The sequence below is a fragment of the Micromonospora sp. NPDC049204 genome (assembly GCF_040647935.1).
In the GTDB taxonomy this organism is placed as follows: Bacteria; Actinomycetota; Actinomycetes; order Mycobacteriales; family Micromonosporaceae; genus Micromonospora.
The window spans coordinates 132,605-158,899 of the sequence record NZ_JBEZDC010000009.1 but is presented as its reverse complement, the minus strand read 5'-3'; the positions used below and the strand labels follow the sequence as shown (position 1 = coordinate 158,899).

The 26,295-nt window shown below is 71.5% G+C and carries 33 protein-coding genes and 1 riboswitch; of the genes, 9 read left to right on the top strand and 24 right to left on the bottom strand.

Translation table 11 applies throughout. The annotated features are described in order from the left end of the window. Positions 1-87: 87 nt before the first annotated feature. Together AB0A90_RS19080 and AB0A90_RS19075 are read left to right on the top strand one after the other, a co-directional pair. Positions 88-861, top strand: coding sequence for a TSUP family transporter (locus tag AB0A90_RS19080; RefSeq protein ID WP_357249214.1), 774 nt, complete (start codon positions 88-90; stop codon positions 859-861). Beyond that, on the top strand, positions 861-1,643 hold the full coding sequence (locus tag AB0A90_RS19075; RefSeq protein WP_357249211.1) for a GNAT family N-acetyltransferase: 783 nt from the start codon (positions 861-863) through the stop codon (positions 1,641-1,643). Before AB0A90_RS19080 ends, AB0A90_RS19075 begins: the two co-directional genes overlap by 1 nt. 5 nt (positions 1,644-1,648) lie before the next feature. On the opposite strand, the gene AB0A90_RS19070 is transcribed toward AB0A90_RS19075, so the two are convergent. Further along, positions 1,649-2,158 carry a peptide deformylase gene (locus AB0A90_RS19070; RefSeq protein ID WP_357249208.1) on the bottom strand — a complete coding sequence of 170 codons (510 nt, stop codon included), beginning with the start codon at positions 2,156-2,158 and terminating at the stop codon, positions 1,649-1,651. A gap of 10 nt (positions 2,159-2,168) precedes the next feature. After that, the gene (locus AB0A90_RS19065; RefSeq protein WP_357249205.1) at positions 2,169-3,410 is read right to left on the bottom strand and encodes a chorismate-binding protein; all 1,242 of its coding nucleotides are present in this window, start codon (positions 3,408-3,410) and stop codon (positions 2,169-2,171) included. A gap of 123 nt (positions 3,411-3,533) precedes the next feature. On the opposite strand from AB0A90_RS19065, the gene AB0A90_RS19060 reads away from it, so the two are divergent. Next, positions 3,534-3,734 carry a DUF5999 family protein gene (locus tag AB0A90_RS19060; RefSeq protein ID WP_137780771.1) on the top strand — a complete coding sequence of 67 codons (201 nt, stop codon included), beginning with the start codon at positions 3,534-3,536 and terminating at the stop codon, positions 3,732-3,734. Positions 3,735-3,883: 149 nt separating this feature from the next. Here the strand turns inward: AB0A90_RS19060 and gcvP are convergent, their stop codons facing one another. The 3 genes from gcvP to AB0A90_RS19045 all read right to left on the bottom strand — a co-directional run bounded on the left by gcvP (position 3,884) and on the right by AB0A90_RS19045 (position 8,990). Next, the gene (gcvP, locus tag AB0A90_RS19055; protein ID WP_357249202.1) at positions 3,884-6,706 is read right to left on the bottom strand and encodes an aminomethyl-transferring glycine dehydrogenase; all 2,823 of its coding nucleotides are present in this window, start codon (positions 6,704-6,706) and stop codon (positions 3,884-3,886) included. 71 nt (positions 6,707-6,777) lie between these two features. Beyond that, positions 6,778-6,876, bottom strand: a riboswitch (glycine riboswitch). Between the two features lie 61 nt (positions 6,877-6,937). Beyond that, a complete protein-coding gene (locus tag AB0A90_RS19050) occupies positions 6,938-7,786 on the bottom strand; it encodes an NAD-dependent protein deacetylase (protein WP_357249199.1) in 849 nt (282 codons plus the stop codon). A gap of 136 nt (positions 7,787-7,922) precedes the next feature. Next, entirely contained in the window at positions 7,923-8,990 is a 1,068-nt protein-coding gene (locus AB0A90_RS19045; RefSeq protein ID WP_357249659.1) for a MerR family transcriptional regulator, read from the bottom strand. Positions 8,991-9,134: 144 nt separating this feature from the next. Between AB0A90_RS19045 and AB0A90_RS19040 the strand changes: the two genes are divergently transcribed. Together AB0A90_RS19040 and AB0A90_RS19035 are read left to right on the top strand one after the other, a co-directional pair. Continuing rightward, complete coding sequence (locus AB0A90_RS19040; protein ID WP_357249197.1) at positions 9,135-9,791, top strand: NAD(P)H-binding protein; 657 nt, start codon at positions 9,135-9,137, stop codon at positions 9,789-9,791. A 31-nt stretch (positions 9,792-9,822) separates the two neighbouring features. Then, positions 9,823-10,101, top strand: a complete 279-nt coding sequence (locus AB0A90_RS19035; protein WP_357249194.1) for a DUF1905 domain-containing protein — start codon at positions 9,823-9,825, stop codon at positions 10,099-10,101. Between the two features lie 33 nt (positions 10,102-10,134). On the opposite strand, the gene AB0A90_RS19030 is transcribed toward AB0A90_RS19035, so the two are convergent. The 15 genes from AB0A90_RS19030 to AB0A90_RS18960 all read right to left on the bottom strand — a co-directional run bounded on the left by AB0A90_RS19030 (position 10,135) and on the right by AB0A90_RS18960 (position 21,676). Further along, on the bottom strand, positions 10,135-10,830 hold the full coding sequence (locus AB0A90_RS19030; protein WP_357249191.1) for a cell division protein DivIVA: 696 nt from the start codon (positions 10,828-10,830) through the stop codon (positions 10,135-10,137). Then, positions 10,827-12,008, bottom strand: a complete 1,182-nt coding sequence (locus tag AB0A90_RS19025; protein WP_357249188.1) for a globin domain-containing protein — start codon at positions 12,006-12,008, stop codon at positions 10,827-10,829. Before AB0A90_RS19025 ends, AB0A90_RS19030 begins: the two co-directional genes overlap by 4 nt. A 2-nt stretch (positions 12,009-12,010) precedes the next feature. Continuing rightward, on the bottom strand, positions 12,011-12,409 hold the full coding sequence (locus AB0A90_RS19020) for a group 1 truncated hemoglobin (protein ID WP_357249185.1): 399 nt from the start codon (positions 12,407-12,409) through the stop codon (positions 12,011-12,013). A gap of 245 nt (positions 12,410-12,654) precedes the next feature. Then, the gene (locus AB0A90_RS19015) at positions 12,655-13,251 is read right to left on the bottom strand and encodes a MerR family transcriptional regulator (protein WP_357249182.1); all 597 of its coding nucleotides are present in this window, start codon (positions 13,249-13,251) and stop codon (positions 12,655-12,657) included. 187 nt (positions 13,252-13,438) lie between these two features. Continuing rightward, positions 13,439-13,903: a bifunctional nuclease family protein gene (locus tag AB0A90_RS19010; protein ID WP_030327706.1), complete on the bottom strand. Its 465-nt coding sequence runs from the start codon at positions 13,901-13,903 to the stop codon at positions 13,439-13,441. A 185-nt stretch (positions 13,904-14,088) separates the two neighbouring features. Next, positions 14,089-14,790 (bottom strand): MerR family transcriptional regulator, encoded by a 702-nt coding sequence (locus tag AB0A90_RS19005; protein WP_357249179.1) that lies wholly within the window; start codon positions 14,788-14,790, stop codon positions 14,089-14,091. A gap of 50 nt (positions 14,791-14,840) precedes the next feature. Then, positions 14,841-15,293, bottom strand: a complete 453-nt coding sequence (locus AB0A90_RS19000; RefSeq protein WP_007071101.1) for an FHA domain-containing protein — start codon at positions 15,291-15,293, stop codon at positions 14,841-14,843. Between the two features lie 215 nt (positions 15,294-15,508). Continuing rightward, positions 15,509-15,889: a glycine cleavage system protein GcvH gene (gene gcvH, locus AB0A90_RS18995; RefSeq protein ID WP_355031815.1), complete on the bottom strand. Its 381-nt coding sequence runs from the start codon at positions 15,887-15,889 to the stop codon at positions 15,509-15,511. 60 nt (positions 15,890-15,949) lie between these two features. Continuing rightward, the gene (locus AB0A90_RS18990) at positions 15,950-16,960 is read right to left on the bottom strand and encodes a DUF881 domain-containing protein (RefSeq protein ID WP_357249174.1); all 1,011 of its coding nucleotides are present in this window, start codon (positions 16,958-16,960) and stop codon (positions 15,950-15,952) included. An 11-nt stretch (positions 16,961-16,971) separates the two neighbouring features. After that, positions 16,972-17,304 carry a small basic family protein gene (locus AB0A90_RS18985; protein WP_030327710.1) on the bottom strand — a complete coding sequence of 111 codons (333 nt, stop codon included), beginning with the start codon at positions 17,302-17,304 and terminating at the stop codon, positions 16,972-16,974. Next, complete coding sequence (locus tag AB0A90_RS18980) at positions 17,301-18,245, bottom strand: DUF881 domain-containing protein (protein ID WP_357249172.1); 945 nt, start codon at positions 18,243-18,245, stop codon at positions 17,301-17,303. The genes AB0A90_RS18985 and AB0A90_RS18980 overlap by 4 nt, the downstream gene beginning before the upstream one ends. Next, positions 18,242-18,871 carry a CDP-alcohol phosphatidyltransferase family protein gene (locus AB0A90_RS18975; RefSeq protein WP_357249169.1) on the bottom strand — a complete coding sequence of 210 codons (630 nt, stop codon included), beginning with the start codon at positions 18,869-18,871 and terminating at the stop codon, positions 18,242-18,244. Before AB0A90_RS18975 ends, AB0A90_RS18980 begins: the two co-directional genes overlap by 4 nt. A gap of 287 nt (positions 18,872-19,158) precedes the next feature. Then, complete coding sequence (locus AB0A90_RS18970; protein WP_357249166.1) at positions 19,159-19,623, bottom strand: MarR family transcriptional regulator; 465 nt, start codon at positions 19,621-19,623, stop codon at positions 19,159-19,161. Between the two features lie 56 nt (positions 19,624-19,679). After that, positions 19,680-20,858, bottom strand: a complete 1,179-nt coding sequence (locus AB0A90_RS18965) for a PP2C family protein-serine/threonine phosphatase (protein ID WP_357249163.1) — start codon at positions 20,856-20,858, stop codon at positions 19,680-19,682. Positions 20,859-20,929: 71 nt separating this feature from the next. Further along, entirely contained in the window at positions 20,930-21,676 is a 747-nt protein-coding gene (locus tag AB0A90_RS18960) for an SAM-dependent methyltransferase (RefSeq protein WP_357249160.1), read from the bottom strand. Between the two features lie 116 nt (positions 21,677-21,792). On the opposite strand from AB0A90_RS18960, the gene AB0A90_RS18955 reads away from it, so the two are divergent. The 3 genes from AB0A90_RS18955 (at position 21,793) to AB0A90_RS18945 (ending at position 23,453) form a co-directional block, all read left to right on the top strand. After that, positions 21,793-22,674: a universal stress protein gene (locus AB0A90_RS18955; RefSeq protein WP_357249156.1), complete on the top strand. Its 882-nt coding sequence runs from the start codon at positions 21,793-21,795 to the stop codon at positions 22,672-22,674. 102 nt (positions 22,675-22,776) lie between these two features. Next, entirely contained in the window at positions 22,777-22,989 is a 213-nt protein-coding gene (locus tag AB0A90_RS18950) for a hypothetical protein (protein WP_030327717.1), read from the top strand. Then, positions 22,986-23,453: a hypothetical protein gene (locus tag AB0A90_RS18945; RefSeq protein WP_357249152.1), complete on the top strand. Its 468-nt coding sequence runs from the start codon at positions 22,986-22,988 to the stop codon at positions 23,451-23,453. The genes AB0A90_RS18950 and AB0A90_RS18945 overlap by 4 nt, the downstream gene beginning before the upstream one ends. A gap of 6 nt (positions 23,454-23,459) precedes the next feature. Here AB0A90_RS18945 and AB0A90_RS18940 read toward each other — a convergent pair whose 3' ends face one another. Further along, positions 23,460-23,663, bottom strand: coding sequence for a hypothetical protein (locus AB0A90_RS18940; RefSeq protein WP_088948252.1), 204 nt, complete (start codon positions 23,661-23,663; stop codon positions 23,460-23,462). Between the two features lie 133 nt (positions 23,664-23,796). Here AB0A90_RS18940 and AB0A90_RS18935 point away from each other — a divergent pair, with 133 nt between their 5' ends. Further along, positions 23,797-24,447 carry a hypothetical protein gene (locus AB0A90_RS18935; protein WP_357249149.1) on the top strand — a complete coding sequence of 217 codons (651 nt, stop codon included), beginning with the start codon at positions 23,797-23,799 and terminating at the stop codon, positions 24,445-24,447. A 6-nt stretch (positions 24,448-24,453) separates the two neighbouring features. Here the strand turns inward: AB0A90_RS18935 and AB0A90_RS18930 are convergent, their stop codons facing one another. From AB0A90_RS18930 to AB0A90_RS18920, 3 genes are all read right to left on the bottom strand, one after another. After that, positions 24,454-24,639 carry a hypothetical protein gene (locus tag AB0A90_RS18930; protein WP_036410487.1) on the bottom strand — a complete coding sequence of 62 codons (186 nt, stop codon included), beginning with the start codon at positions 24,637-24,639 and terminating at the stop codon, positions 24,454-24,456. Positions 24,640-24,712: 73 nt separating this feature from the next. Continuing rightward, positions 24,713-25,990, bottom strand: a complete 1,278-nt coding sequence (locus AB0A90_RS18925) for a hemolysin family protein (protein ID WP_357249146.1) — start codon at positions 25,988-25,990, stop codon at positions 24,713-24,715. A gap of 80 nt (positions 25,991-26,070) precedes the next feature. Next, positions 26,071-26,268: a hypothetical protein gene (locus AB0A90_RS18920; protein WP_110566850.1), complete on the bottom strand. Its 198-nt coding sequence runs from the start codon at positions 26,266-26,268 to the stop codon at positions 26,071-26,073. Positions 26,269-26,295: the final 27 nt, after the last annotated feature.

Here is a 26,295-nt window from a genome sequence, read left to right as displayed (position 1 = left end):
GTTGCGGCGTTCCCGGGGTCGCTGACCAGGTGAGGCTTGCCACTCGGGTGGCGTTCGGGGCGGGGGTGGTGGGGAGAATTGCCGCCCGTGGACGCCGTGTCTTTGAGTACTTTGCTGGCCGCCGCCGCGATGGCCGGGTGGGTCGACGCCGTGGTCGGTGGTGGTGGGTTGTTGCTGCTGCCGGCGTTGCTGGTCGCCGCGCCGGGGTTGCCGCTGGCCACCGCGTTGGGGACGAACAAGTTGGCGGCGATCTTCGGTACGGCCACGGCGGCGGCGACGTACGCGCGGCGGACCGCGGTGGACTGGCGGGTGGTGGCGCCGGCGGCGGGGCTGGCGGTGGTGAGTGCGGGCGTGGGCGCGGCGTTGGCCGGGGCGGTGCCGGCGTCGGCGTACCGGCCGGTGGTGTTGGTTGTCCTGGTGGCGGTGGCGGTGTTCGTGCTGGTGCGTCCCCGGTTGGGGGTGGTGGCGTTGCCGCAGCGGCGGACTCCGGTGCGGGTGGTGGCGGTGATCGCGGTGGCCGGGGTGGGTATCGCGCTGTACGACGGGTTGATCGGTCCGGGTACGGGGACGTTCCTGGTGTTGGCGTTCACCGCGCTGGTCGGCGCGGATTTCGTGCACGGTTCGGCGATGGCGAAGGTCGTCAACGCGGGGACGAATCTGGGTGCGTTGGTGGTGTTCGGGGTGACCGGGCACGTGTGGTGGTTGCTGGGGGCGGCGATGGCGGTGTGCAACATCGCCGGGGCGGTGCTGGGGGCGCGGATGGCGTTGCGTCGTGGTTCGGGGTTCGTGCGGGTGGTGTTGTTGGTGGTGGTGGTGGCGTTGGTCGCGAAGTTGGGTCACGACCAGTGGGTGGCGCGCTGATGGTGGTGCGGGCAGAGCACGACCGTGCGGTGTTGGCGCGGTTGTTGGGGCGTGACCCGGTGTTGCACGCCTACCAGTTGGGTGATCTGGACGATTTCTTCTGGCCGTACACGTCGTGGTTCCGTCGGGGTGAGCAGGTCGCGTTGCTGTATCACGGCGTCGATGTGCCGACGTTGTTGGCGTTCGCCGCGCCGGGGGACGTGGAGGCGCTTGCGGTGTTGCTGGCGGAGTTGGCGCCGGTGCTGCCGGCCCGGCTGTACGCGCACCTGTCCCCCGGGCTGGTCGGTGCGCTGGCCGGGTCGTTTCGGTGGGAGTCCGGTGGCCGGCATCACCGGATGGCGTTGACCGACGAGGCGCGGTTGGACGCGGTGGTGGCGGCGGGGGTGGTGCTCGGCGAGGCTGACCTGCCGCAGGTGCGGGAGTTGTACGCGCTGGCGTATCCCGGCAACTGGTTTGACGAGCGGATGCTGCGGACCGGGCAGTACCTGGGGATCTACGACGGCGGGGCGCTGGTGGCGGTGGCCGGGGTGCACGTGTTCTCGCCGACGTATCGGGTGGCGGCGTTGGGTAACGTGACGACGCATCCGCGGTGGCGGGGGCGGGGGTTGGGCGCGTCGGTGGTGGCGGCGTTGTGTGCGCGTCTGCGGGAGACCGTCGCGCACGTGACGCTCAACGTGAAGGCCGACAATGTGGCGGCGGTGCGTCTGTATGAGCGGGTGGGTTTCGCCCGGGTCGCGGACTACGACGAGTGGATGTTGACGGCTCGGGCGGCTGGGCGGTGAGCGTTTCAGCCGCGGCGGCTGGGTGAGTCGAAGCGGCCGGCGCGGATCTCGCGCAGGGCGCGGCGGCGGGTGTCGCCGGCCAGGGTGTCGACGTAGAGGGTGCCGCGCAGGTGGTCGGTTTCGTGTTGCAGGGCGCGGGCGAGGAAGCCGCTGCCGGCGATGGTCAGTGGTTCGCCGTGTTGGTCGACGCCGTGGGCGGTGGCGTGCAGGGCCCGGACGGTCGGGAAGTACAGGCCGGGGATGGACAGGCAGCCTTCGTCGTCGTCCTGGAGGTCGTCGGAGAGTTCCAGGGTGGGGTTGATGAGGTGGCCGCGGTGCCCGTCGGCGTCGTAGACGAACACCTGGGCGCTGACGCCGATCTGTGGTGCGGCGACGCCGGCGCGGCCGGGGGCGCCGAGGAGGGTGTCCATCAGGTCGGTGACGAGGGCCCGCAGCTCGGCGTCGAAGGTGGTGACCGGTTCGCATCCGGTGCGCAGGACGGGGTCGCCGATGATCCGGATGGGCCGCATGGTCATGGGGGGCAGTTTATCGCCGGTCCTGGCGGGTGGGGCGTCCGGCCAGGGTGGCGCGGATCGGGGCGGTCTTCGCGGCGGCTTCGGCGACCTCGGCGTCCGGGTCGCTGTCCCAGGTGATGCCGCCGCCGGCCCAGGTGTGCAGCAACTCGGTGTCGGCGACGGCGGTGCGGATGGTCAGGCCGAGGTCGACGCGGCCGGGGGCGACCCAGCCCAGTGCGCCCATGCTGGCGCCGCGGCCGACGGGTTCGAGGGTGTTGATCTGGGTGAGGGCGGCGTGTTTGGGTGCGCCGGTGACGGAGCCGCCCGGGCAGGTGGCGCGCAGCAGGTCGGCGAGGCCGAGGCCGTCGGCGGCGGCGGCGCGGACTGTCGATTCGGCCTGCCACAGGTCGCACCAGCGGCGTACGGCGAACAGGTCGTCGACGGTGACGGTGCCGGTGCGGGCGATGCGGGCGAGGTCGTTGCGTTCCAGGTCGACGATCATGATGTGTTCGGCGCGTTCCTTGGCGCTGGCGAGCAGTTCGGCGCGGCCGGCGGGGGTGGCTGGGCGGGTGCCTTTGATGGGTCGGGTGATCAGGTGTCCGTCGGTGACCTCGATGAGGGTTTCCGGGGAGGCGCAGCCGATGGCCCAGCCGTCGCCGGTGAGGACGCCGCCGTAGCGGGCGCCGGGGAGTGCGCCGAGGCGTTTCAGGGCGGGTAGGGGGTCGCCGGTGTAGGGGGCGGCGGCGTGTCCGACGAGGTTGGTCTGGTAGACGTCGCCGCGGCCGATGGCGGCGCGGACGCACGTGACGGCGTCGGCGTGTTGGTGGGGGGTCCAGCTGTCGGTCCATGGGCCGAGCCACCAGGGGGTGGGTGCGGTTGGTGGGGTGGTTCGGGTGGGGCCGTGGTCGTAGACGACGACGGTGAGGTCGGGCAGGGTGGGCGCGGGCTCGGGGGCGGTGGTGGGTGCGCCGGCCAGGCGCGCGCCGGCGGCGGCGGACAGGTAGAGCGCGGCGCCGCAGGGGCCGGTGTGGTGGTGGGTGGGGGTGGGTCGGGTCAGGTCGTGCAGGGGCAGGCCGTGTGCGGCGAGGAATTCCTCGGCGAGGGCGGCCGGGTCGCCGCCGTCGCGGCGGTGCCATTGCAGGCGGGCGCGTTCGGTGAGCGTGTGGCGGCAGGCGGTGGGTGCCGCGGGGACATCGACCAACCCAGCCGGGCCGCTGGACGCGGCGTACACCTGTGGGAGCGTTTCCACGCCGTATGGTCCGACCTTCCTCATCCGTTCAGTGGATTTCGTGTGCGCCGGGCCGGCACCTGCTCGATGCTGGACACTTTCGCTTGGTACTGTGCGTCACTGGTCATGTGAACCATGACACAGTGCCCCCACAGTCCGGAGACCCTGATGTGCCAGCACCAACCGACCTGCCCCTCCGCTGAAGCCACCGACCGGGAAGCCGCACGGGTCCTCGCCTGCTTCCGTGAGCAGGGCTGGAGCCTGCTCTGCAACGGTGTGATCGTCTTCGAGGACACCGGCGAGTTGCTTCCCGACGGCAGCAGCATCGCGCCGCACCGCGGTCCCGCCCGCCACGCCCTCGCGGCCTGATCGACCACCCAGCGTTACCGTTTAGCCGCCGTCGGCCAGGCTAGTCCCCCGGTACGGGACGTCTCCGCCCAGGTCGCAGCGGCTGCCGGGGCAGGCCGTAACCGCCCGCCCCGGCGCGCCGCCGTCAGTCTCGACCGGCTGCGGCGTTGTCAGTCCTCGAACGCCTCCGGCGACGGGCACGAGCAGACCAGGTTCCGGTCGCCGTACGCGCCGTCGATGCGCCGCACCGGCGGCCAGTACTTCCCGGCCCGGTCCACCCCGGCCGGGTACGCGCCCACCGACCGCGGGTACGCGTGCGCCCAGTCGTCGCCGCTGACCATCGCCGCGGTGTGCGGCGCGTTGGCCAGGGGGTTGTCCCCCGCCGGCCACTGCCCCGACGCGACCTGCTCGATCTCCGCCCGGATCGCGATCATCGCGTCGCAGAACCGGTCCAGCTCGGCCAGGTCCTCACTCTCGGTCGGCTCCACCATCAGCGTCCCCGCCACCGGGAACGACATGGTGGGCGCGTGGAAGCCGTAGTCGATCAGCCGCTTCGCGACGTCGTCCACCGTCACGCCGGTCGCCTTCGTCAACGGTCGCAGGTCGAGGATGCACTCGTGGGCCACCAGGCCCTTGTTGCCGGCGTACAGCACCGGGAAGTGCCCCCGCAGCCTCGCCGCCACGTAGTTCGCGGCGAGGACCGCCACACCGGTGGCCCGGGTCAGGCCCTGCGCGCCCATCATCCGCAGGTACGCCCACGGGATCGGCAGGATGCCCGCCGACCCGTACTTCGCCGCCGAGATCGCCGGCGTGGAGTCCGCGTGCGCGCCCAGCGGGTCGCCGGGCAGGAACGGCGCCAGGTGCGCGCGCACCGCCACCGGACCGACACCGGGGCCGCCGCCGCCGTGCGGGATGCAGAACGTCTTGTGCAGGTTCAGGTGCGACACGTCCGCGCCGAACTTACCGGGCCTCGCGAACCCGACCAGGGCATTGAGGTTCGCCCCGTCGACGTACACCTGACCGCCGGCGTCGTGGACCTTCGCGCACAGCGACGCGATGCCCGTCTCGTACACCCCGTGCGTCGACGGGTACGTCACCATGATCCCGGCGAGCGCGTCGCGGTGCTTGTCGATCTTCGCGTCCAGGTCGACGAGGTCGACGTTGCCGTCGTCGTCGCAGGCCACCACGACGACCCGCATGCCGGCCATCACCGCCGACGCCGCGTTCGTGCCGTGCGCCGACGACGGGATCAGACACACGTCGCGGTGCGACTCACCGCGCGAGGCGTGGTAGGAGCGGATCGCCAGCAACCCGGCCAGCTCACCCTGCGACCCGGCGTTGGGTTGCACGCTCACCGCGTCGTAGCCGGTCACCTCGGCCAGCCACGACTCCAGCTGACCGATCATCTCCCGGTACCCGACGGTCTGCGCGTCCGGCGCGAACGGGTGGATGTTCGCGAACTCGGCCCAGCTGACCGGCTCCATCTCGGTGGTCGCGTTCAGCTTCATCGTGCACGACCCGAGCGGGATCATGCCCCGGTCCAGGGCGTAGTCGAAGTCCGACAGCCGCCGCAGGTAGCGCAGCATCGCCGTCTCCGAGTGGTGGCTGCGGAACACCGGGTGGGTGAGGAAGTCAGTCGTGCGACGAAACTCGACCGGCAGGTCCGCCACGCCAGCTCCGTCGAAGTGGGGCACCCCGAACGCCTCCCACACCTGCGCCAGGTGCGCGTTGGTGGTCGTCTCGTCGCACGACACCCCCACCCGGTCGGCGTCGACCAGCCGCAGGTTCACACCCCGCTGCGCGGCCGCCGCGACGACCCGCGCCGCGCCGCCCGGCACGGTCGCGGTGACGGTGTCGAAGAACGCGACGTCCGCGACGTCCACGCCACCGGCGCGCAACCCGGCCGCGAGCCGCGCCGCCATGGCATGGGTACGCGTCGCGATGTCCCGCAGCCCGTCCGGACCGTGGTAGACGGCGTACATGCCGGCCATCACCGCGAGCAGCACCTGCGCGGTGCAGATGTTGCTCGTCGCCTTCTCCCGCCGGATGTGCTGCTCGCGGGTCTGCAACGCCAACCGGTACGCCGGGTTGCCGTCCGCGTCGCGGGACACCCCGACCAGGCGCCCGGGCAGCATCCGCTCCAGGCCCGCGCGCACCGCCAGGTAACCGGCGTGCGGCCCCCCGAAGCCCATCGGTACGCCGAAACGCTGGGTGGTGCCGGCGGCGATGTCCGCGCCGATCTCCCCCGGTGCCCGCAGCAGCGTCAACGCCAACAGGTCCGCCGCCACCGTGACGAGCGCGCCGACACCGTGCGCGGCCTCGACCAGCGCCGCGTGGTCACGGACCGCCCCGGACGCCCCCGGGTACTGCAGGTGCAGGCCGAAGAACTCCGCCGGCACCTCGTCGCGCTCCACGTCGACGACCCGCACCTCGATGCCGAGTGGCTCGGCCCGGCTGGTGATGACCGCGATGGTCTGCGGCAACGCGTCGGCGTCCACGACGTACACCGGGCTCTTGCTCTTGGACGCCCGCCGGGCGAGGGTCATCGCCTCCGCGGCGGCGGTGCCCTCGTCGAGCATGGAGGCGTTCGCGGTGGTCAGGCCGGTCAGGTCGGTGACCATGGTCTGGAAGTTCAGCAGCGCCTCCAGGCGGCCCTGGCTGATCTCCGGCTGGTACGGCGTGTACGCCGTGTACCAGGCCGGGTCCTCCAACACGTTACGGCGGATCACCGCCGGGGTGTGCGTGCCGTGGTACCCCAACCCGATCATGGACACGGCGACGGTGTTACGGGCCGCGAGGGCCCGCAGCTCGCCGATCGCCTCGGCCTCGGTGGCCGGGTCGGGCAGGTCCAGGGTGCCGTGCCAGCGGATCACCTCGGGGATCGCGGCGTCCATCAGCTCGTCGATCGAGCCGTGGCCGACGACCTCCAACATCCGACGCTCATCGTCGGGGCCGGGACCGATGTGACGGGTGGCGAACTGCTCTACGGTCATAGGGGCACTCCCGGGGCGAGGTCGACGTGTCGGCCTCCCCCTCTGTCGCACCCGGGGGGCGCTCCACAGTGCCTGCCCACGAGGTCCTTTTGCCTGAGAGGTTCCGGGGAGGATTTGCCCCTTCGGCGCCGCCCTGCGTGCTGTCGGGCGGTCTCTCCCACGTGGGTGTTACCGGCACGGACAACGCTACCAGCGCCGGTGTTTCCGGCAGATGTCCTCCCCCGGCGGTGCTCAGACCCCGACCGTCGCCGCGTCGCCGGCGACCCGGGCGGCCAACTCCGGCAGCAACGCGCCCAACGGGGCGTCGACACACACGCTGGCGTGCCCGTCGCCCCGGGTCGGACCCTGGTTCACGATCGCCACCGGGATGCCCCGTTTCGCCGCCCGAATCACGAAACGTCGCCCGGACATCACCGTCAACGACGACCCCAGCACCAGCACCGACCGGGCCCGCTCCACGGCCGCGAAGCAGCGCGCCACCCGCTGCGGCGGCACCGTCTCCCCGAAGAACACCACGTCCGGTTTCAGCATCCCGGTGCCGCAGATCGCACAGTCCACCGTCCGGAACGCCGCCACCTGCTCGTCGGGGAGATCAACGTCACCGTCCGGGTTCACCGCGGCGACCTGCGCCACGAAGTCCGGGTTGGCCTCGCGCAACCGCCGGTCCAACTCCTCCCGGGAGGTCAGGTTGCCGCAGTCCAGGCAGATCACCTCGTCGAGGCGCCCATGCAACTCGATCACCGACGTGCTGCCGGCCGCACCGTGCAGACCGTCGACGTTCTGGGTGATCACCGTGTCGACCAGCCCGGCCCGTTGCAACCCGGCGACCGCCCGGTGCCCGGCGTTCGGCGCCGCACCCGCGATCAACCGCCACCCCAGGTGGCTACGCGCCCAGTAGCGCCGCCGGGCCAGCGGATCCCGGGTGAACGCCTGGAACGTCATCGGGGTGTGCCGCCGCGCCACCCCGCTGGGCCCCCGGTAATCCGGGATGCCCGACTCGGTGGACAGGCCCGCGCCGCTGAGCACCACCACCCCACCACCGGCCACCAGCGCGCGCACCGCCTCGAAGCTCTCCGTCACCCCTCCATGCTGCCTCACCCCACCCGCCGACGCCGAACCCCGGCCACCCGCACCGCACCGGGCGGTCGGGGGTTCGGCCCTCGCGCGGGGCGCTGGCGGCTGGGCGCGGCGCCGACCGTCAGCGGCTGTCGCGTTCCTACCCGGCGACGACGTCGGCGACGACGCAGGCGACGTTGTCCGGCGCCCCCGCCGCCTCAGCCAGACCGATCAGAGCCCGCACCGCCGGCCCGGGACCGGTCGCCGCGCCCAGCGTCGCGCACAGGTCGGCACGATCGACGACGGCGGACAGACCGTCGGAGCACAACAGGTAACGATCACCGGGCAGCGCGGTACGCAACGCGAGATCCGCCTCGACCTGCTGGCCGCCACCGAGGGCACGCACCAGCACGGCCCGCTGCGGATGCGCGGCGGCCTGCTCCCGGTCCAGGCGGCCCTGCTCCACCTGAGCCCGCACCCAGGTGTGATCCTGGGTGAGCAGCGACAACTCACCGCCGCGCAGGAGATACGCCCGGGTGTCCCCCACGTGCACCACGGCCAGGTGGGAGCCACCGAACAGCACCGCGGTCAGCGTGGTGACCGGCTGGTACTCGTCGGTCGCCAACGCGCGCACCGTGCGCTCGGCGTCGGTGACCGCACCAGCGAGCACCGTCAGCAGATCGCCCGCCGCGACATCGGCCAGCCCCAACGGTCGCAGCGCGTCGATGGCGGCAGCGCTGGCGGCGGCGCCGCCCGGTCCTCGCATCCCGTCGGCGACGGCCAGCAACCGCCCGCCGGCGTACGCGGCGTCCTCGTTGCTGTCGCGCACGGCCCCGGCCACACAACCAGCGGCATGACGGACAGCAAGGGTGGGTGTCGCCTCAGACATGGTGGTGTCCCCCTCAGACAGGTGGTCCACGAGGACGGAGGCCAGCCGCGCCCGCGCCGCCGTGTCGGCGCTGACCTGCTGCCAGTACGCGGCGACCGCCTCAGCCGCCGCCGCCGGCGCCAAACCAGACACGGCGTGGATCTGCGCCAACGGCATCCCGATGCGGCGCAACTGCGCGATCAGGCGCGCCAACGGCACCTGCTCCGGGTCGTAGAGCCGGTACCCGGACTCGGGATCGACCGCGGCCGGCACCAACAGCCCCACCTGGTCGTACAGGCGCAGCGCCTTCGGCGTCAGCCTCGCCGCCCGCGCGAACGCCCCGATGGTCAACAACTCCACGACGGCATCCTCCTCGTACCGGTCACCGCGACCGGCACGCACCACCCTGGGGGTTACCCAAAGGTCAAGGTCAACCTCCGCCGGCCAGGACACCACCCCGTCGGCTCCCGGTGCCGCCACCACCACCGCCGGTAGGTTGGACCCATGCGCGTCGTCATCGCCGGAGGCCACGGCAGGATCGCCCTCCTCGTCCAGCGTCACCTCACCGGGCGCGGCGACACCGCCGTCGGCCTGATCCGCAACCCCCAGCAGGCCGCGACGCTACGCGCCGCCGGCGCCACCCCCGTCGTCTGCGACCTGGAACACGCCGACGTCACCGAGGTCGCCGCGCACCTGCACACCGCCGACGCGGTGATCTTCGCCGCGGGCGCCGGACCCGGCAGCGGCGCCGCCCGTAAGGACACCGTCGACCGGGCCGCCGCAGCGCTGCTCGCCGACGCCGCCACCCGCGCCGGTGTCCGCCGCTACCTGCTCGTCTCCTCCATGGGTGTCGACGACCCACCCGCCGCCGACACCGACGACGTGTGGGCGGCGTACCTGCGCGCCAAACGCGCCGCCGAGGACGACCTGCGGGGCCGCGACCTGGCCTGGACGGTGCTGCGGCCCGGCCGGCTCACCGACGACGACCCCACCGGACGGGTCACCCTCACCCCACACGCCGGGCGGGGCGCGATCAGCCGCGCCGACGTCGCCCACGTCCTCGTCGCCCTGCTCGACGCACCAGCCACCGCCGGCGCGACCCTCGAACTCGTCAGCGGACCCACCCCGATCGCCGACGCCATCCGCGCCGCCACCACCTGAACGCCCGCCGCGCCACCCCCGGAGGACAGCAATGGACCCGCAACCACTCGATCACCGCTTCACCGCGCCCATCGAGAAAGACGGCGCGTTCGCCACCTACGTGACCGTCCCCGACTCCGCGCAACTGCTCGGCACCCGCCGCGCCGTCAAGGTCACCGGCACCATCGACGGCCACCCGTTCAGCGCCACCCTCATGCCCTCCGGCACCGGCCCGCACTGGCTGCCCATCCGCGCCGCCCTCTGCAAGGCCATCGGCAAGAGCGACGCCGGCACCGAGGTGACCTTCCACCTCGCACAACGCCTCAGCTGAGCACCGGGTGGGGGCGCACCCCACCCGGTGCGCTCACCGCTGGTGGTGACGCGGCAACGCCGACTGACCCACCACACCGCCGACGAACGGCGCCCCCGGCGTCTCCGCCGCGATCCGATCCATCGTCCGCGCCAACTGCTCACTGCCATCATCGAGATGCCGCGCCGCCGCCTGCATGTGCGACACCATCATCTCCCCGAAGATCCGCAACGCCTCCCGGGTCGCCACCGTGTCGTCGAAGCTCGACCCCGCCGCGCTGCGATACTCCGCCACCGCCCGCTCCGCCTCCTGCTTCGCCTCCGCCTCCGCCGCGTGCAGGTAACTCTCGTACTGCACCCGGGCGTACTCGGCGACCCGCCGCGCGTAGTCGTGCGCCTGCGCGATGATCTGCTCCGCCTCCCGCTGCGCCGCGGACAGCAGATTCACCTCCCGCGCCGCCGGGGCCTTCCCCGCCGCCCCCGTGCTCGGGATCACCCCGTGCCGGTGCAGCTCCACCCGGTCGGTCAGCCGCTCGTTCTCCGCCCGCAACGTCGCGATCTGCGTCGCCAACACGTCCAACTCGTCGGCGATCTGCATCCGGAACCGGTCCACGTCGGCGTTGTCGTAACCACGCCGCGCGAACGACGCCGCCCCGAACTGCCACCGCCGCACCCGATCGGCGGTCATCCGCACCTGCACCGCGCCGGACACCTGCATCCCGTCGTACCGGCTGATCGGGGTCGCGCTCACCTGTGCCCACCTCCCGAAACGTCACCGACCGGCGACTGCTGCACCGCCGTACGCCACGCCGGGCCGTACCACTGCTCACCCAGGCCCTCGTGGTGCACCTGACCCGCGTGGAAACCCGCCTGCAGCAACGCCCGCACCGCGTACGACACCATCTCGTCCGACCCACACACGAACACGTGCCGGGAACGCCAGTCACCGTCGGCCAACGCCCGATCCACCGCGTGCGCGAACTCCCCGGGCCGGCTCACGTCGGCACCCACCACATAGGTCACCGTCAACCACGGATACGACGACGCCAACTTGTCGATCGCCTCACTGTCGTACAACTCACTGCGGGAACGGGCCCCCACGTACAGATCCACCCGCCGACGCGAACCCTCCGCCGCCACCTGCTCCACAAGCGCCTTCACCGGCGCCCAACCGGTCCCCGCGACCAGCAGCAACAGATCACTGGAGCCCGCCGACCACAACCCCAGCCGCTCCCCGACCGGCGCCGCCAGGTGGATCCGATCCCCCACCGCCGACCCGTAGACCAGCCGCGACGACACCGCGCCACCCGGCGCGGCCCGCACATGCAACTCCAGGGTGCCATCCGCCCGCGGCGCGTTCGCCGGCGAGTAGTACCGCCACGAACGCACCGACGGATGCGACACCCCGATCGACTGACCCGGAGTGAACGGCAGCAGATACTGCGGACGCACCGTCAACACGGCCACATCGAACGCCCGCCGCTCATGGGCCACGATCTCCGCCACCCACCACGGCGGATTCACCGCCTCGGCGGCCTGAGCGGACTCCATCATCACCTGCGCCACCAACCCGTACGCGGCAGCCCAGTCCGCAGCCAACTCGTCGGTCCACTGCTCGGCGAGAAAATGCTGCAACGTCGCCAACAGCGCCTCACCGACGGCCGGGTAGTGCTCCGCGCGGACCGCGAACTTGCGGTGGTCCGCACCCAGGTCCTGCAGGAAACCCACCAACCGGTCCACCTGATCCACGTTGGACACGATGTGCCCCAACGCGGTCACCAGGCGGTCCCGCTGACCGGCCATGTTCGTGGGGAACATCTGCCGCGTCTCAGGATGAGCGAGGAACAACGTCGAATAGAAATAGAGCGGCACCTGGTCACCGTGCTCGGCGACCACCGACCAGCTCTGCTTGAGTTGGGCAGCGTCCACGCTCAGGCGCCCGACCGGTCTCCGGAGGCCACCACCTGGTCCTGCACCTGGCCCAGCACCGCCCGCACGTGGTCCAGGGTGTCCGCCGGCACATCCAACTCGGCCAGCGTCGCCAGGAGGTACTCGCCCACCTTCGCGTAGTGCTCCACCGGAATGTTCAACGGCTGGTGCGCCTCGGCCAACCCACGACCGGTGTACTCGTCCGGACCACCCAACACAGTGGTCAACATCAACGTCAGGTGCCGCCGCTGACCCACCATGTCCACGTCGACGAAATAGCTCGCCGTGGTCGGGTCGGCCAACACCTTGTCGTAGAACAGCTCCACAGCCGCCTTGACCGAGCTGGCACCGCCAATACGGTCGTAGTGCGACTTGGGGGCAGCCTCTTCGGTAACCGTCACGGTCGTTCCTCCGGGGGGAAGGGTCGATAACCGTGACGGACCATAGCGTGTCAATCGTCTGGGGTCATTGCCCCCCTATCGCGTTCCCGACAATTGCCGGAAACGCAGCGTCACCACTACCGGCGGGTATCTCGACAGTCGGCAACGACAACACCACCCAGGGTGTCCACAGTGGAGCGAACTCACCCACCGCCGCCACCGACCGTCACCGACCGTCGCGAAAAAACCAACCGAAAAAACCGCGCTCAGCCAGCCCGCCGCCGCGCCCGCCGCGCCGCCAACTCGTCACCCACCGGATCCGAACCCGACGCCACCGCAGGCTCCACCGGAGCGCTCGTCGCCGGCTCCGCCGGCAGATGCGACAACGACCCCTGGATCTCCTTGAACGCACCACCGATCGCGATCCCGAAGACACCCTGGCCACCCTGCAACAGGTCGACCACCTCCTCCGGAGACCGACACTCGTACACCGTCGTCCCATCGGAGATCAACGTGATCCCGGCCAGATCCTCCACACCACGCGACCGCAACGCCTCAATCGCCTTGCGGATGTTCTGCAGGGACACCCCCGCATCCAACAACCGCTTCACGACCTTCAACACCACCAGGTCCCGGAACGAATACAACCGCTGCGTACCCGAACCCGAGGCGTCCCGCACACTCGGCACCACCAGCGCTGTCCGCGCCCAGTAATCCAACTGCCGGTAACTGATGCCCACCGCGTGGCAGGCCGTCACACCCCGGTAGCCGACCGAACCGTCACCCTCAGCCGCCACACCTGGCGACGAGGCACCCGACTCGTCGAACTCCGTGCCTGGATCGGGATCCCGCGGCTCGTGCATCCGGACAACCTCCCCCGTCAGTGTGGCGACGCGTCGTTTCCGGGACGCGCACCCCTCGACACGGCAACCCTATCGCCACCCTCAGGGGTTACCACGGAGGAACCGACACGACACGCCGCGCCGCCACCGAGAAAGATCACCAACCGCACCGGGGACCACCCACCCGGGAGCGAGCACACGGCCCACCTCAGCCCGCGAAGTCCTCCGGACGCACCTGCTCCAGGAACTCCCGGAACTTCTCCACCTCGTCCTCCTGCTCATCAGGAATGACGATCCCCGCCTCGCTGAGGACCTGCTCAGCACAACGAATCGGCGCACCGACCCGCAACGCCAACGCGATCGAATCGCTCGGACGCGCCGACACCCGCACCCCATCACCGATCAACAGATCCGCGTAGAACACGTTCTCCTTGAGCTCGGTGATCTCCACCGCCTGCAAGGGCGCCTTCAACGCCGCCAACACATCCCGCAGAAGATCATGCGTCAACGGTCGGGCCGGCTTGACCCCCTGCTGCTCATAAGCGATAGCCGTGGCCTCGACCGCGCCGATCCAGATCGGCAGATAGCGGTCACCCTCGACCTCCCTGAGCAGGACGATCGGCTGGTTGCTAGGCAGCTCCACCCGAACTCCGACCACGCTCAGCTCGCGCACCGCCGCCTCCGTGTCGTTGTCACCTACGCCGCACCGCGCCCTTCCCTGCACGGTACACGGACCGCGACACGGTCGTCCCGTGCGCTACCGCACCACGCCCGCGCCGGAAAGGGGTTACCCCGGCAAGCCTACGGCACGCTTCCCGGAAGAGATCTTTCCGCTCAGCCACCACCCACCGGGACCCCTCACCGACCCAACGTCGACCGCAAACCCACCCGCACCAACGCCGCGTGCAACTGCTCCGACAACGCGACCAACTCACGCGCCGTCTCCGCCGCCCGAGCCCGCGCCGCCGGATCGCTCTGCCGCGCCAACGGCGCCACCAACTGAGCGAACAAACCAACCTCGCGATCCGCCGCCGTCCGGTAACCCCGCAGATGCCGCGGCTCCAACCCGTACGACGCCAACCCCGCCACCGCCGAAGCGATGATCAACGCATCCCCGTCATACCACCCCGGCGGATCCGACACCAGCACACCGAGCCGCTCCAACTCCCCAAGCGTCGACTCGTCGATCCCACTCCGGGTCACCAGCTCCGCCCGGCCGAGCCGCACCTGCGACGACTCGGCCGGCTCCACCGACTCACGACCCGGCACCGCACCATCAGGACCAACCGCCACCAACGCCGGCCGCGACCGCCCCGGCTGCTCACCAGACGAATCCCACTGGGCCAACTGCTCACGGATTACCCGCAACGGCAGGTACTTGTCCCGCTGCGCGGTCAACACGAACCGCAACCGCGCCACATCGTCCCAGCTGTACTTCCGGTAACCCGCCGCCGTCCGCTGCGGCTCGACCAAACCCTCAGCCTCAAGAAACCGCAGCTTCGAAATCGTGGTGTCCGGGAAATCCACCCGCAACTGCCCAAGCACCTCACCGATGCTCATCAACGGCTCAGACCGAGCCGCCCCGGGTGACATGGAGGCCGCAGGCTCGTTCACCCCCGGCCGGCCTCCTCCTCCGGGCGCGGACCGGCGATGAACACCACCCGGAACTTACCGATCTGAACCTCGTCACCATTGCTCAACGTGGCCGCCTCAACCCGCTCACGATTCACGTACGTGCCATTCAGGCTACCCACGTCCCGCACCGTGAACGTCCCACCATCACGGTGGAACTCCGCGTGCCGACGCGACACCGTCACGTCATCGAGGAAGATGTCACTGTCCGGATGCCGGCCACTGGTCGTCACATCGTGGTCCAACAGGAACCGGGCACCCGCATTCGGACCTCGACGAACCACCAGCAGCGCCATACCCGGCGGCAACGAGCCGGACATCCGGCTCGGCACCACATCGGTGTCCGGCCCTTCCAGCACTTCGTCAAGCGAACCGAGATTGAGCGTCGAAGTGACGTCGAGCGGGGGGAACTCGTCGTCTGGCCGCGTCATGGGACCACCTCACGGATCTGTTCGGTCGGCGTCGGGTAATGGCGGGTCTGGCCGCCGGGCACGTGAACACCCGGCGGCTGGCTCCCCGTGCCCGGGAAGGCAATTCCACAACGCTCAACTATTTGGGTTCTCGGTCGACTGGGCGAGCCTAGCCAGCGCCGAAATGCAGGGCAACCGGACGCGCGCACACAACCCACGCACCGGATCACGCACACTCAGCCTTCGGTGATCTTCTGATAAGCCGCCGCCGTCAGCAACCCATCCGTCGCCGTCGGATCGTTCGGCGTGATCTCCACCAACCAACCCGCACCGTACGGATCAGTGTTGATCAGCTCCGGTGTGTCACCCAACGCCTCGTTGGGCGCCACCACCGTACCGGCGACCGGCGCGTAGATCTCCGACACACTCTTGGTCGACTCGATCTCGCCCAACGAATCACCGGCCGCTACCACCGCGCCCGCCTCGGGCAACTGCACGTACACGATGTCACCCAGCGCGTCCTGCGCGAAGTGCGTGATACCGACCCGGATCGAACCCGTGCCGTCACCCGCCACCCACTCATGCTCGGCGGTGTATCGCAGATCCTCAGGAATCACCAGACGCGTCCTTCATCCATCGGTGCCCCGGACCACCCGGGCCCGGCGCGGCCGCGCCGGTCAGGAGACCGGACGGGCGTGTTCCAACTTGATCGGCGCGTGCAGCGCCGAAACCTCGGCAACCTCACGCTCCCCAAACGTCACGTTACCGCCGACACCCCGGACCGACGCCACCACCCCACCAGGAATGTTCAACGCCGTACGCATCGTCGCCGGATCACCGATCACCGTGATCGTGTACGGCCCCGTCAACCGACGCCCCTCCACCACCAACGACCCGTTGTCCCCATCGAGGAAGTACGTCGACGCGATGATCCGCACCGTCGCACGGTCACCACCGGCGATCTGCATCGCCTCCGCGCCCGCACCCCGCAACTCCTGCACCGCGTCCAACACCCGGGTCGCCGTGATCGGCTTGACACCCGCATCGAACTGCACCGTCAACCCCGGCCCCACCGCCGGCAACGTACCCGCCAGAATGCCCAACTCGTTCGCCCGCCGCGTCGCCTCGTCCAACGCCGCCTGACGACCCTGCTCACCCGATCGCAACTGCCGCTGACTGTCCTCCAGGGCACGAATATCCTGCTGAAGCCGACTCTCCCGCGCATCCAGATCCGACAGAATCCGCACCAGGTCCTCCTGGCGCGTCGCCCCCAACGTCGGATCCGTCGACGTCGTCTTCAACTGCACGACCAACGTGAACCCCAGCAACACCAACAACGCCACGATCATCACACCGGCCGTACTCCACCGGAACCGACCCGCCGCCACCGGAGGCGCCGCCACCGACTCCCCGGCCGGCTCACCCAACCCGTCCGACGCCGCCACCGGCTCCTCCGACCGCGACACCGCGCTCAGGTCCACCGTCGCGCCGTCGTCGACCCGCTCCACCGCGGGCTCCTCGTCCGGCCGCTCCTGCGGCCGCACCGGCTCCTGCGGGGCCAACGGGCTCAGCTCGTCCGGATCCGGTGCGTCCGGACGAGGATCCGGCTCACCCGCCGGCCCACCCGGCCGTGCCGGTCCACCCGGCTGCGGCCACCCGGTCCCCGTGTCGCTCTGCTCATCACTCATCGCTGTCAAACCTACGCCCGGAACAGGTGCCGACGGATCGCCGCCACGTTGCCGAAGATGCGGACACCCAACACGACGACCACGCCGGTGGACAACTGCCCGCCGACCCCGAGCTGGTCACCCAGATACACGATCAGACCCGCAACCAGCACGTTCGAAATGAACGACACCACGAACTGCTTGTCGTCGAAGATGCGGTCCAACCGGGCCCGCACCCCACCGAACACCGCGTCCAACGCGGCCACCACCGCGATCGGCAGGTACGGCTGCAACGCCGCCGGCACCGTGGGATCAAGCCACACACCCAGCACCACACCGGCAAGCAACGCCAGCACCGCGATCATCGGCCACCTCCGGAGGGGCTAACGGTCGTCGTCGGACCGGACGACCCAGGACTGCCGGACCGGACACCCGACGCGGAAGGGCTCGGACTGGCCGACGGCTTCGCGTAGCGTAGCTGCGGCTCCGGAGCCGCCGGCAGGGTGAGGTCATCGGCCTCCCGCACACCGAACGACAACCCGGTCTTCTGCGCGACCTCACGCATCACATCCGCGTTGCGGCTGTCCTCGAACCTGCGCCGCATCGAACCCGGCCCGACCGCCGACACCTCGTACGGCCCCATCACCGGCCGGAAATCCACAAGGATCGCATCACCCGCCGTACGGATCGTCGACGTCGAGGTCAACCGCTGCCCGTTGATGGCGACCGCCTCCGCACCGGCACTCCACAACGCGTTCGCCACACCCTGCAGATCGCTGTACAACACCCGCGACGGCCCCGCACCAGCCCCCGTCACCGCGTCCGCGTTACCCGGCCCGTCCGCCAACCGCACCACCACGCCGTCGCCGCGCACCCGACCCAGGCCGGTGCTCGCCTCCAGGTCCCGCAGCCGAGCCGCCGCCGACCCGCTCAACGCCGCGTCCCGCTGCCGACTGACCTCCTCGCGCAACTGGTCCGCGCGCGTGGACAACCGGTCGGTCGTGCCCTCGCGCTCCTTGATCTGCGCCACCAGACCGGAACGAGCCTGGGCCCGCCCCGGCTCGTCCGCCATCGTCTGCCGGTACGCGACCGCGAACAGGAAACCGAGCAGCACCACCACGACCAGACTGACCGACCGTGCCGGCCACGCCCGCCACCCCCGCGCCGACCCGGTGGATTCCGAGCGCCGACGGGCAGCCGCCGCATCCGCGTAGCCCGGATCGAGCGGGTTGCGGAACAACTCGGTGAGGAAATCCGGCGCGTACACCCGGTCCGGGCGGGGTTTGCCCGGCTGCGGCGCGCTCATGCCGCCGCTCCCGGGCCACGCGCCGCGCGCACCAGCCGCGCCGCCTGCACCACGTACATCCCGCCGGCCACCCAGTAGAGCACCAACCCCCACCACGCCAACGCCCAACCGATCGCGGCCGTCGCCGTCGCCGCCGCGCTCCACTCGCTGGCCAACAGCAGCACCGGGAACGCCGCCAGCAGCAGGAACGTGGCGGTCTTACCCACGTAGTGCACCGGCGGCGGCCCGTACCCGTAGCGGCGCAGCACCGCCAGCGAGCCGAGCAGCAGCAACTCGCGGGCCAGCAACGCCGCGGTGAACTGCCACGGCACCACCTCCCGCACGGTGAAGGCGACAAGGGTGGCGAGGATGTAGAGCCGGTCGGCGAACGGGTCGAGCAACTCCCCGAGGCGACTCACCTGGTACAGGCGGCGGGCGATCCAGCCGTCGACCCAGTCCGTGGTGCCACCGATGGCCAGGACGACGATCGCCGCCACGTCGGCGCGCTCGACCAGGAACAGGTAGAGGAAGAGGGGTACGCCCAGCAGCCGTACGAAGCTGATCAGGTTGGGCAGGGTGAGCACCTGGTTGCCGGGGGCCTCGTCACCGGTGTCCCGCGGTTGCTCTGCCCGAGCCGGACGCGACACCGATCCTCCTCCACGGCAAGGACCCTCGGCCGACGTCGGGCGCGGCGGAGGGTCGTACGCGCTGTCGGGCCGGCCCGCGCCGGCTCCCCCTGCGGCCCCGGGGTGGGGCCTGTTCCCTGATCCGGCCCGCGATCTCGAAGATCACGGGCCGGGTAAGTGCGCTGTCACTATATCGGGCCTGCCTCCGCTCGCCCGGCGCCGTCACCGTGCGTTTGGCGCGACTGTGTCGCACTGTGGCGTGGATCACCACGCGTAGAGCGTCCTAGGATACTAGTGGAAGCGAGGGTTCAGGCCGTCTGTGCCGCCGGGTCGGTCTGCTGCTCGGGCACCGACTGGGTCGCCGCCCGGCCGAACGCGACCAACGCCAGCCACAGATCGTGCTGCGTCCTGCCCGGCATCCGATCCAGCACCGACTGCACCGCACGGCGGCGCCGCTCGGCCAGGTCCCCCAGCAGCGCCAACGCCGCGGGCGTGGGCACCAACCGCACCTCACGCCGGTCGCGGGGATCGGCCACCCGCCGCAACAGCCCGGTCGCCTCCAGCCGGTCACAGAGGCGGCTCGCCGACGACGGCACCACGTCGAGCAGCTCCGCCAACCCGTTGACATTGGTTTCCGCTCGGCTGCTGATCAACGTCAACACCCGCAACTGCGTGGGCGGCACCTGATGCCCCGACGCCGACGAGTCGAGCACGGCGATCAGCGTCCCGGCAGCCGCGGCGATCGCCGCGGCGAGATCTTCAGGTCGCTCCACCCGATGTCCCCTGCCGTCGTCGCGCTGGTGCCCACCAGACGAGGCGGCGGCGACCCTCACCCGCTGCCCCGCTCACGCGGACCGTGCCAGTCCAGACACACCACGACGGCGTCGTCGCGCAGATCGGAGTCCGCGTGGTAGGCGTGCAGTTCGCGCATCACCGTACCAACCGCCTCGGCCGCCGGCTGCAACCGCGTGGCGCGCAGCGAGCGAGCCATTGCCCGATCGCCGTACGGCTCCTCACCCGGCGGCTCGGCGGCCCACACCCCGTCGCTGACCACGAAGAGCCGGTCCCCCGGCTCGAGGTACAACTCCTGCATCTCGTAGCGGGTCTCGCCGAACATCCCCAGCGGCAACTGCTGATCCAGCTTCATCGGCTCCACCGTGGCCCCCCGCATCCGCAGCAGGTGCGGGGAACCCGCGTCGACCGCACCGACCCGGCCGGTGCGGGTGTCGACGTCGAGCAGCAGGGTCGCCACGTACCGGCGGCCCCGGTGCTGATAGAAAACCGTGTCCGAGGCGAGCTCGGCCTGCTCCACCAGGCCGCCGCCGGAGCGCCGGGCGTTGCGCATCGCGTTGACCGTGACGGCGGTCAGCATCGACGCGGCCAGCCCACTGCCCTCACCGTTGAGCACCGTCACGGTGAGACGGTCGCCGTCCAGCGACCAGTCGAAGTGGTCCCCACCAACGGTGTACGCCGGCTCCAGTTGCCCGGCCAGCGCGAACGCGTGGTGCGCCACGCTGCGACCGGGCAGCAGGTCCCACTGCATCTCGGCGGCCATCGTGAGTCGCTCACGGCGACGGGCTCGTCGGTACCTGTCGGTCCCCCGGTCCGCCGCGCGCATCGCCACCGCGAGGGCAGCGGCGATGTCGGTCGCGTGGCCGGTGACTGTCGGATTCGGTACGGCCGGCAGCTCGATCAACAGCACGCCCAGCCGCTCCCCCCACAGGGTCAACGGCAGGTAGAGCCGACAGGGGCCCTCGCCGGCGGCGTCGCGTACCGGTTGCTGGCTGCTGAAGCACCGCTGCGCCACGGTGTGGCGGGAGAGGGAGCCGGCCGCCGCCAGGTCCGGGTCCAGCACCGGCCAGAGCCCGCTGATCCGATAGTCGGCGACGAAGACGTCGGTGCGCAGCGCACCCAGCGTCGAGCGGATCGCCTGGTCCGCCGCCTCGGCCAACTGGTCGGGCGGGGCCTCGCGCAGCGCGCGCGACACCACGTCCGGCGGCTCCACCATTGTCGTCCTCTCCAGAAGCTTGCTACAGGGCAAGCATCATACGGACACCCCCGGACGGCGAACCGCTGCGGTCAGTCGTGACCACGGGACGCGAGCACGCCGTGGAACGCGTCGGGCACCTGCGCGGGCGGACCCTCCGGCCGCCACCGCGCGACCGGCACGATCCCGTCCGCCGTCGGCACCCAGCGGCCCAGCAGCGGCGCGAACGCCCTCGGTGGGCGCATCCGGAACTGTGGCCCCATCATCGCCAGCGCCTGCGGGTGACCCGCCAGCTCCTCGGTGTCGAAGTCCACCACGAGCAGGCTGCCCGGCGCCGCGGCGGCGTACAACTCGTCGAGCGTGTGGGTCAGCGTGGCGTCGTCGAGGAACGCCGCGAGCCCGAGGAAGACCACCCCGACCGGCCGGCGGCCCCAGCCCGGCACGAAGCGGTGCATCTGCGCCGGGTCGACCGTGCCGATGTCGGTGGCGTCACCGAAACCGTAGCCGGCCCGGCCACTGCCGGCGAGGATGCTCTGCCCCAGCCGGATGGTCACCGGGTCGACGTCGGTGTAGAGCACCGTCGCGTCGACGGCGACCTCGTGCACGTTGCCCATCGTGGGCACCCCGGCGCCGAACACCAGGAAACCATCCACACCCTGGGCGACCATGGCCCGCACCGCCCGGCCCAGGAACGCCCGCAGCTCCCGGAACACCGGCGCGCACGGGCCGTACGCCTGCTCGAACGCACTCGCCGCAGCCACGTCGACCGGAAAGTGGTGCTCCCCACCGAGCCAAGAGTCGATCATGCGGCCGGTGCTCGGCTGGTCCGGTTCACCCATCGACAATCCTCCCTCCGGACCGATCGTCGCCAGCGTACCGACCCCGACGCGCTCAGCGGTATCACGGCGCGGGGGCGGTCCTGCCCGCGATACTGACCCCGAGCGGGAGGTGGGCGGTGAACTCGGCGAACAGCGCGGCGGTCGTGGTCGGCGTGGACGGCTCACCGCCGGCCCTGCGCGCTGTCCGCCTCGCCGCCACCGAGGCAGCGCGCCGGCACCGGCCACTGCGGATCGTGCACGGGTTCATCTGGCCGTTGCTGCACGTGCCCGCCGCCCCCGCCCCGGGCGCGCCGCCCGGCGGTGGCCTGCGACACCGGGCCGAGGAGCTGGTCCAGGCCGCGGTGGCCGAGGCCGAGGCGACCGTACCCGGGCTGCCGATCTCCGGCGAGATCATCGACGGTGAGGCCGCCGCGGTGCTGGTAGGCGAGTCCCCCACCGCCGCGCTCATCGTGCTCGGTGACCGTGGGCTGGGTGGTTTCTCGGCGCTGCTGGTCGGCTCGGTCGCGGTGCAGGTCTCCGCGTACGCCGACTGTCCGGTGCTGGTGGCCCGCGGCGCGCAACGACCCGACGAGCCGGTGCTGGTCGCGGTGGACGGCTCGCCGGCCTCCCGCCTGGCGGCCGACTTCGCGGCCGAGACCGCCGTGTCGCGCGGCGTGCCGCTGCTGGCGGTGCACGCCTACCAGCACCCCGGCAGCAGCGGCCCCGGCGACATGCAACCCCTGGTGTACGACGACGCGACGCTGCACGGCGAGCAGGAACGGATGCTCGCCGAGTGGCTGACCGGCCTGACCGAGCACCACCGAGGGCTGCGGTTGACCTGCCGGGCGGTGCACGGCCGCACCGGCGCCGTGCTGGCCGAGGCGTCCCGCTCCGCGCAACTGGCGGTGGTGGGCGGGCAGGGGCGCGGCGAGGTGACCGGGTTGCTGCTGGGGTCGGTGAGCCAGTCGATGCTGCACCACGCGCGGTGCCCGGTCGCCGTGGTGCACGCCCCCCGCTAGGACCGCGAGGGGTTCACCGGCCGCCAGACGGGTAGACGGCCGCGGTACGCCGACGGCGACGAGGGCGACAGCAGATGCCCAGACCGACGAAGGAGGCACCACATGCCAGGACCACGGCCGGGCAGTAACGCCTACGACAAGCAGCGGGCGCGGTTGCGCAACGCGATCGACGACTCCGGACGTCGGGTGCCCGACGGCAAGGCCAACCAGGTCGCGAACCGGATCCTCCAGGAGGACCGTGGCCAGCGGGGCGTGGTTCGCGGCGACCGCGCGTACGGCCCCAAGAGCGAGCGCGAACCGGGCGACCCGAAGTGAGGAAGGTCGACCTTGCCGACGGTGCCATCGCTGGCGCCGTCGGCAGCGCCGCGCTGAACGTGGTCAGCTTCCTCGACATGGCCCTGCGGGGACGGCCGGAGAGCGACGTTCCCCAGGAGACCGTCGACCGGCTGGCCGGGATCGCGCACGTCAGCCTGGGGTCCGACGGTCGGGCGGCGAACCGCCGCTCGGGCCTGGGACCCCTGATCGGCTACGGGCTCGGCATCGCCGCGGGCGTCGCGTTCGCGCTCTACGCCGGTGGTCGGCGCCAACCGCTGCCGGTGGCCACCGGCCTGCTCGGCGCCGGCGTGATGACGATGACCGACGGGTCGATCACCGTGCTCGGCATCAGCGACCCGCGTACCTGGCGGCGCTCCGACTGGATCTCCGACATCATCCCGCACCTCGCGTACGGGCTGACGGCCGCCGCGACCTGGAACAGGTTGCGACGGCCGTCACGCTAGGGGCCGTTAGCGGGTGTCGCTGTCGTCCTCGGCCACCGGTTCACCGGCCGGGCCGTACGGCGACACCTGCCCCTTGGGCACCGGCCGACCCTCGTCACCGCGCGACGAGCCACGGTTGAGCGGGTGCCCGGTCGGCGTCGGTCCCTTGCTGTCCTGGCTGGTGGCGCCCTTGGCGTTGCGCCGGAACTCCTCCTGCTGCGGGTTGACCACAGGTGTCTCCCTCCGGATACGGCGGACGGCATCGACCGCCTCCACCGCCGGCATACCCGTCCACTCCGGTGGCATTCCGACAGCGCTCGCCGGCGCGACGGCTAGCGGGCCACGCAGTGGGTAACCGTGCGGTGTGGGCAACGATCGAACAGTGGCGCGGGTCCTGCTGGACCGGCGTGGCCGCACCTACGCGGAGGAAGCCGGCATCCAGCTCGCCGACCGCCCCCGGCCGCTCTACCAACTGCTGGTGCTGACCACCCTGCTGAGCACCCGGATCCGGGCGTGCGTGGCCGTGGACGCCGCGCGGGAGCTGTTCGCCGCGGGCTACCGCACACCCCAGGCGATGGAGGCGGCCAGCTGGCAGGACCGCGTCGACGCGCTGGGCCGGGGACACTACCGCCGCTACGACGAGCGGACCGCCACCATGCTCGGCACCGGCGCCCGGTTGTGCCTGGACCGCTGGCACGGTGACCTACGCCGACTACACCGCGAGGCCCAGGGTGACCCGGCCGGGCTGCGACGACGCCTCACCGAGTTCCCCGGCATCGGCCCCACCGGCGCGGACATCTACCTGCGCGAGGCGCAGACGGTCTGGTCGGACCTGCGCCCGTACGCCGACCGTCGGGCACTGGCCGGGGCGAAGCGGCTGGGTCTGCCGGGCTCCCCGGACGGACTGGCCGGCCTGGTCGACGAACCAGACTTCGGTCGGCTCGCCTCGGCGCTGGTGCGGGTGGCGCTCGGCGAGGAGTCCGCCGGCGAGGTCACCCGGGTCGCCGCCCGCTGAGACCGCTCACTTCACCGTCTTGTCCCCCGGCCGGGTCAGGTGCCACACCAGCAACGCGGCGAGCAACGCCAGGACCACCACCCCGCCGGAGATCCCACGGCCCTCCTCGGGGCTGCGCCCGGCGCTGCCGAAGTAGATCACCGCGAGGCCGGCCAGCACGGTGACGAACGTACGCAAACCTCGGTCCTTCACGAATCGCACCGTAGGCGGGCCGCCTTCCCGGCGGGCTTTTTTGGCACTGCTGTCCCCCGTCCGGGCGACCCGGTCACCCCTCGGCCGTGAACCCGCGCAACCGCACCCGCCGCACCGCCCGGTCGGCGACCTCCACCACCTCCAGCGTCAGCCCGGGTAGCCGTACCGTCTCCCCCGGCTGGTCGGGCAGGTGCCGCAGTCGGGCCAGCACCAACCCGGCCACCGTGGTGTAGTCCCGGGACAACGGGAAGCGCAGCCGCACCCCCAGGTCGGGCAGGTCGTGCAGCGGGAAGTCACCAGGCACCAGCAGGGCGCCGTCCTCCTCCCTGATCACCCCGTGCACGTCCCGGTCGGTCTCGTCGTACAGCTCGCCGACCACCTCGGCCAGCAGATCCTCCATGGTGACCAGGCCGTCGATGCCGCCGTGCTCGTCGACCGCCAGGGCCAGCTGCTGATGCTCCTGACGGAGTTGGCGCAACGCGTCGGCGACCGGCAGGGTCACCGGCAGCAGCACCGGCGTGCGCACCCGGTCCCCCACCGGCGCGGTGCCAGCCCGCACCAGGTCGCGGATGTGCACCACCCCGAGCAGCTCGTCCAGACCGCCGGGACCGGTGACCGGGGCGCGGGACCGGCCGGCGGCGGCGAGCCGGCGTACCCCCTCGTCGGCGGTCAGGTTGCCCGGCAGCGTCATCACCTCCCGGCGGGCCACCAGGATCTCCCGCAACGTCCGGCCGGCGATGTCGAACGCGCCGGTCAGGATCTCCCGCTGCTGGGCCGACAGGCCGCGCTGGCTGGCCAGCATCTCGCGCAACTCCTCCTCGGTCATCTCCGCGCGGTTGGCCCGCGGGTCACCGCCGGCCAGCCGTACCACGGTGTCGGTGGCCCGGCTGAGCAGCCACACCGCCGGCCGCGACGCCCGGGCGAGCAGGTCCAGCGGGCCGGCGCTGAGCAACGCCCAACGCTCCGCCCGCTGCATCGCCAGTCGTTTGGGCGCCAACTCGCCGAGCACCAGCGTGACGAACGTCAGCAGCACGGTCACCAGCAGCACCGCGGCGGGGCGGGCCGCACCGCCGAGGAAGCCCAGCGGACCGACGAACGGCTCGGCCAGCGACACCGCGGCCGCCGCCGAGGCGAGGAAACCGGCGAGGGTGATGCCGAGCTGGATGGTGGCCAGGTAGCGGTTCGGGTCGCGGGACAACTGCACCAACCGGTCTCCGGCGCGCGACCGGCGCCCCAGCCGCCGCAACTGCCCCTCGCGCAGCGTCACCAACGCCATCTCGCTGCCGGAGAGCGCGGCGTTGACCAGCACCAGTACGGCCACCAGCGCCACCTGCAGGAGCTGACCACCCATCGCGCACCCCCGTCCGCCGCCTCAGGTCACTCAACCGCAGCGGAGCCGGTCCCGGGTCCGGTTTGCGCCCGCGCCACCGCTCAGTCGACCTCCAGGTCGTCAAGCGAGATGGCGTGGGTCATCAACCAGCGGGCCAACGCCGACATACCGAACAGCCACAGCGGCACCGATTCGGTGGGGCCGCTGGTGGCGTAGATGGCGAACCGCAGATCGGGCGCGCGGTACGCCTCGATCCGCCACCGGTGCTGCCGGTCCCGCCAGACCGCCGAAGGGTCCATGGCGTCACCGTAGGTGACCGCCAACCA

What these genes read in the sequence shown, in the direction of transcription:
- AB0A90_RS18920 (WP_110566850.1), bottom strand. Translation starts at nt 26,268, where the DNA reads ATGGACCCTTCGGCGGTCTGGCGGGACCGGCAGCACCGGTGGCGGATC.
- AB0A90_RS18960 (WP_357249160.1), bottom strand. Translation starts at nt 21,676, where the DNA reads ATGGGTGAACCGGACCAGCCGAGCACCGGCCGCATGATCGACTCTTGG.
- AB0A90_RS19015 (WP_357249182.1), bottom strand. Translation starts at nt 13,251, where the DNA reads ATGCACGAGCCGCGGGATCCCGATCCAGGCACGGAGTTCGACGAGTCG.
- AB0A90_RS19040 (WP_357249197.1), top strand. Translation starts at nt 9,135, where the DNA reads ATGCGCGTCGTCATCGCCGGAGGCCACGGCAGGATCGCCCTCCTCGTC.
- AB0A90_RS18980 (WP_357249172.1), bottom strand. Translation starts at nt 18,245, where the DNA reads ATGAGCGCGCCGCAGCCGGGCAAACCCCGCCCGGACCGGGTGTACGCG.
- gcvP (WP_357249202.1), bottom strand. Translation starts at nt 6,706, where the DNA reads ATGACCGTAGAGCAGTTCGCCACCCGTCACATCGGTCCCGGCCCCGAC.
- AB0A90_RS19000 (WP_007071101.1), bottom strand. Translation starts at nt 15,293, where the DNA reads ATGACGCGGCCAGACGACGAGTTCCCCCCGCTCGACGTCACTTCGACG.
- AB0A90_RS18985 (WP_030327710.1), bottom strand. Translation starts at nt 17,304, where the DNA reads ATGATCGCGGTGCTGGCGTTGCTTGCCGGTGTGGTGCTGGGTGTGTGG.
- AB0A90_RS19005 (WP_357249179.1), bottom strand. Translation starts at nt 14,790, where the DNA reads ATGAGCATCGGTGAGGTGCTTGGGCAGTTGCGGGTGGATTTCCCGGAC.
- AB0A90_RS18990 (WP_357249174.1), bottom strand. Translation starts at nt 16,960, where the DNA reads ATGAGTGATGAGCAGAGCGACACGGGGACCGGGTGGCCGCAGCCGGGT.
- AB0A90_RS19070 (WP_357249208.1), bottom strand. Translation starts at nt 2,158, where the DNA reads ATGACCATGCGGCCCATCCGGATCATCGGCGACCCCGTCCTGCGCACC.
- AB0A90_RS19060 (WP_137780771.1), top strand. Translation starts at nt 3,534, where the DNA reads ATGTGCCAGCACCAACCGACCTGCCCCTCCGCTGAAGCCACCGACCGG.
- AB0A90_RS18950 (WP_030327717.1), top strand. Translation starts at nt 22,777, where the DNA reads ATGCCAGGACCACGGCCGGGCAGTAACGCCTACGACAAGCAGCGGGCG.
- AB0A90_RS18925 (WP_357249146.1), bottom strand. Translation starts at nt 25,990, where the DNA reads ATGGGTGGTCAGCTCCTGCAGGTGGCGCTGGTGGCCGTACTGGTGCTG.
- AB0A90_RS19075 (WP_357249211.1), top strand. Translation starts at nt 861, where the DNA reads ATGGTGGTGCGGGCAGAGCACGACCGTGCGGTGTTGGCGCGGTTGTTG.
- AB0A90_RS18965 (WP_357249163.1), bottom strand. Translation starts at nt 20,858, where the DNA reads ATGGTGGAGCCGCCGGACGTGGTGTCGCGCGCGCTGCGCGAGGCCCCG.
- AB0A90_RS19035 (WP_357249194.1), top strand. Translation starts at nt 9,823, where the DNA reads ATGGACCCGCAACCACTCGATCACCGCTTCACCGCGCCCATCGAGAAA.
- AB0A90_RS19065 (WP_357249205.1), bottom strand. Translation starts at nt 3,410, where the DNA reads ATGAGGAAGGTCGGACCATACGGCGTGGAAACGCTCCCACAGGTGTAC.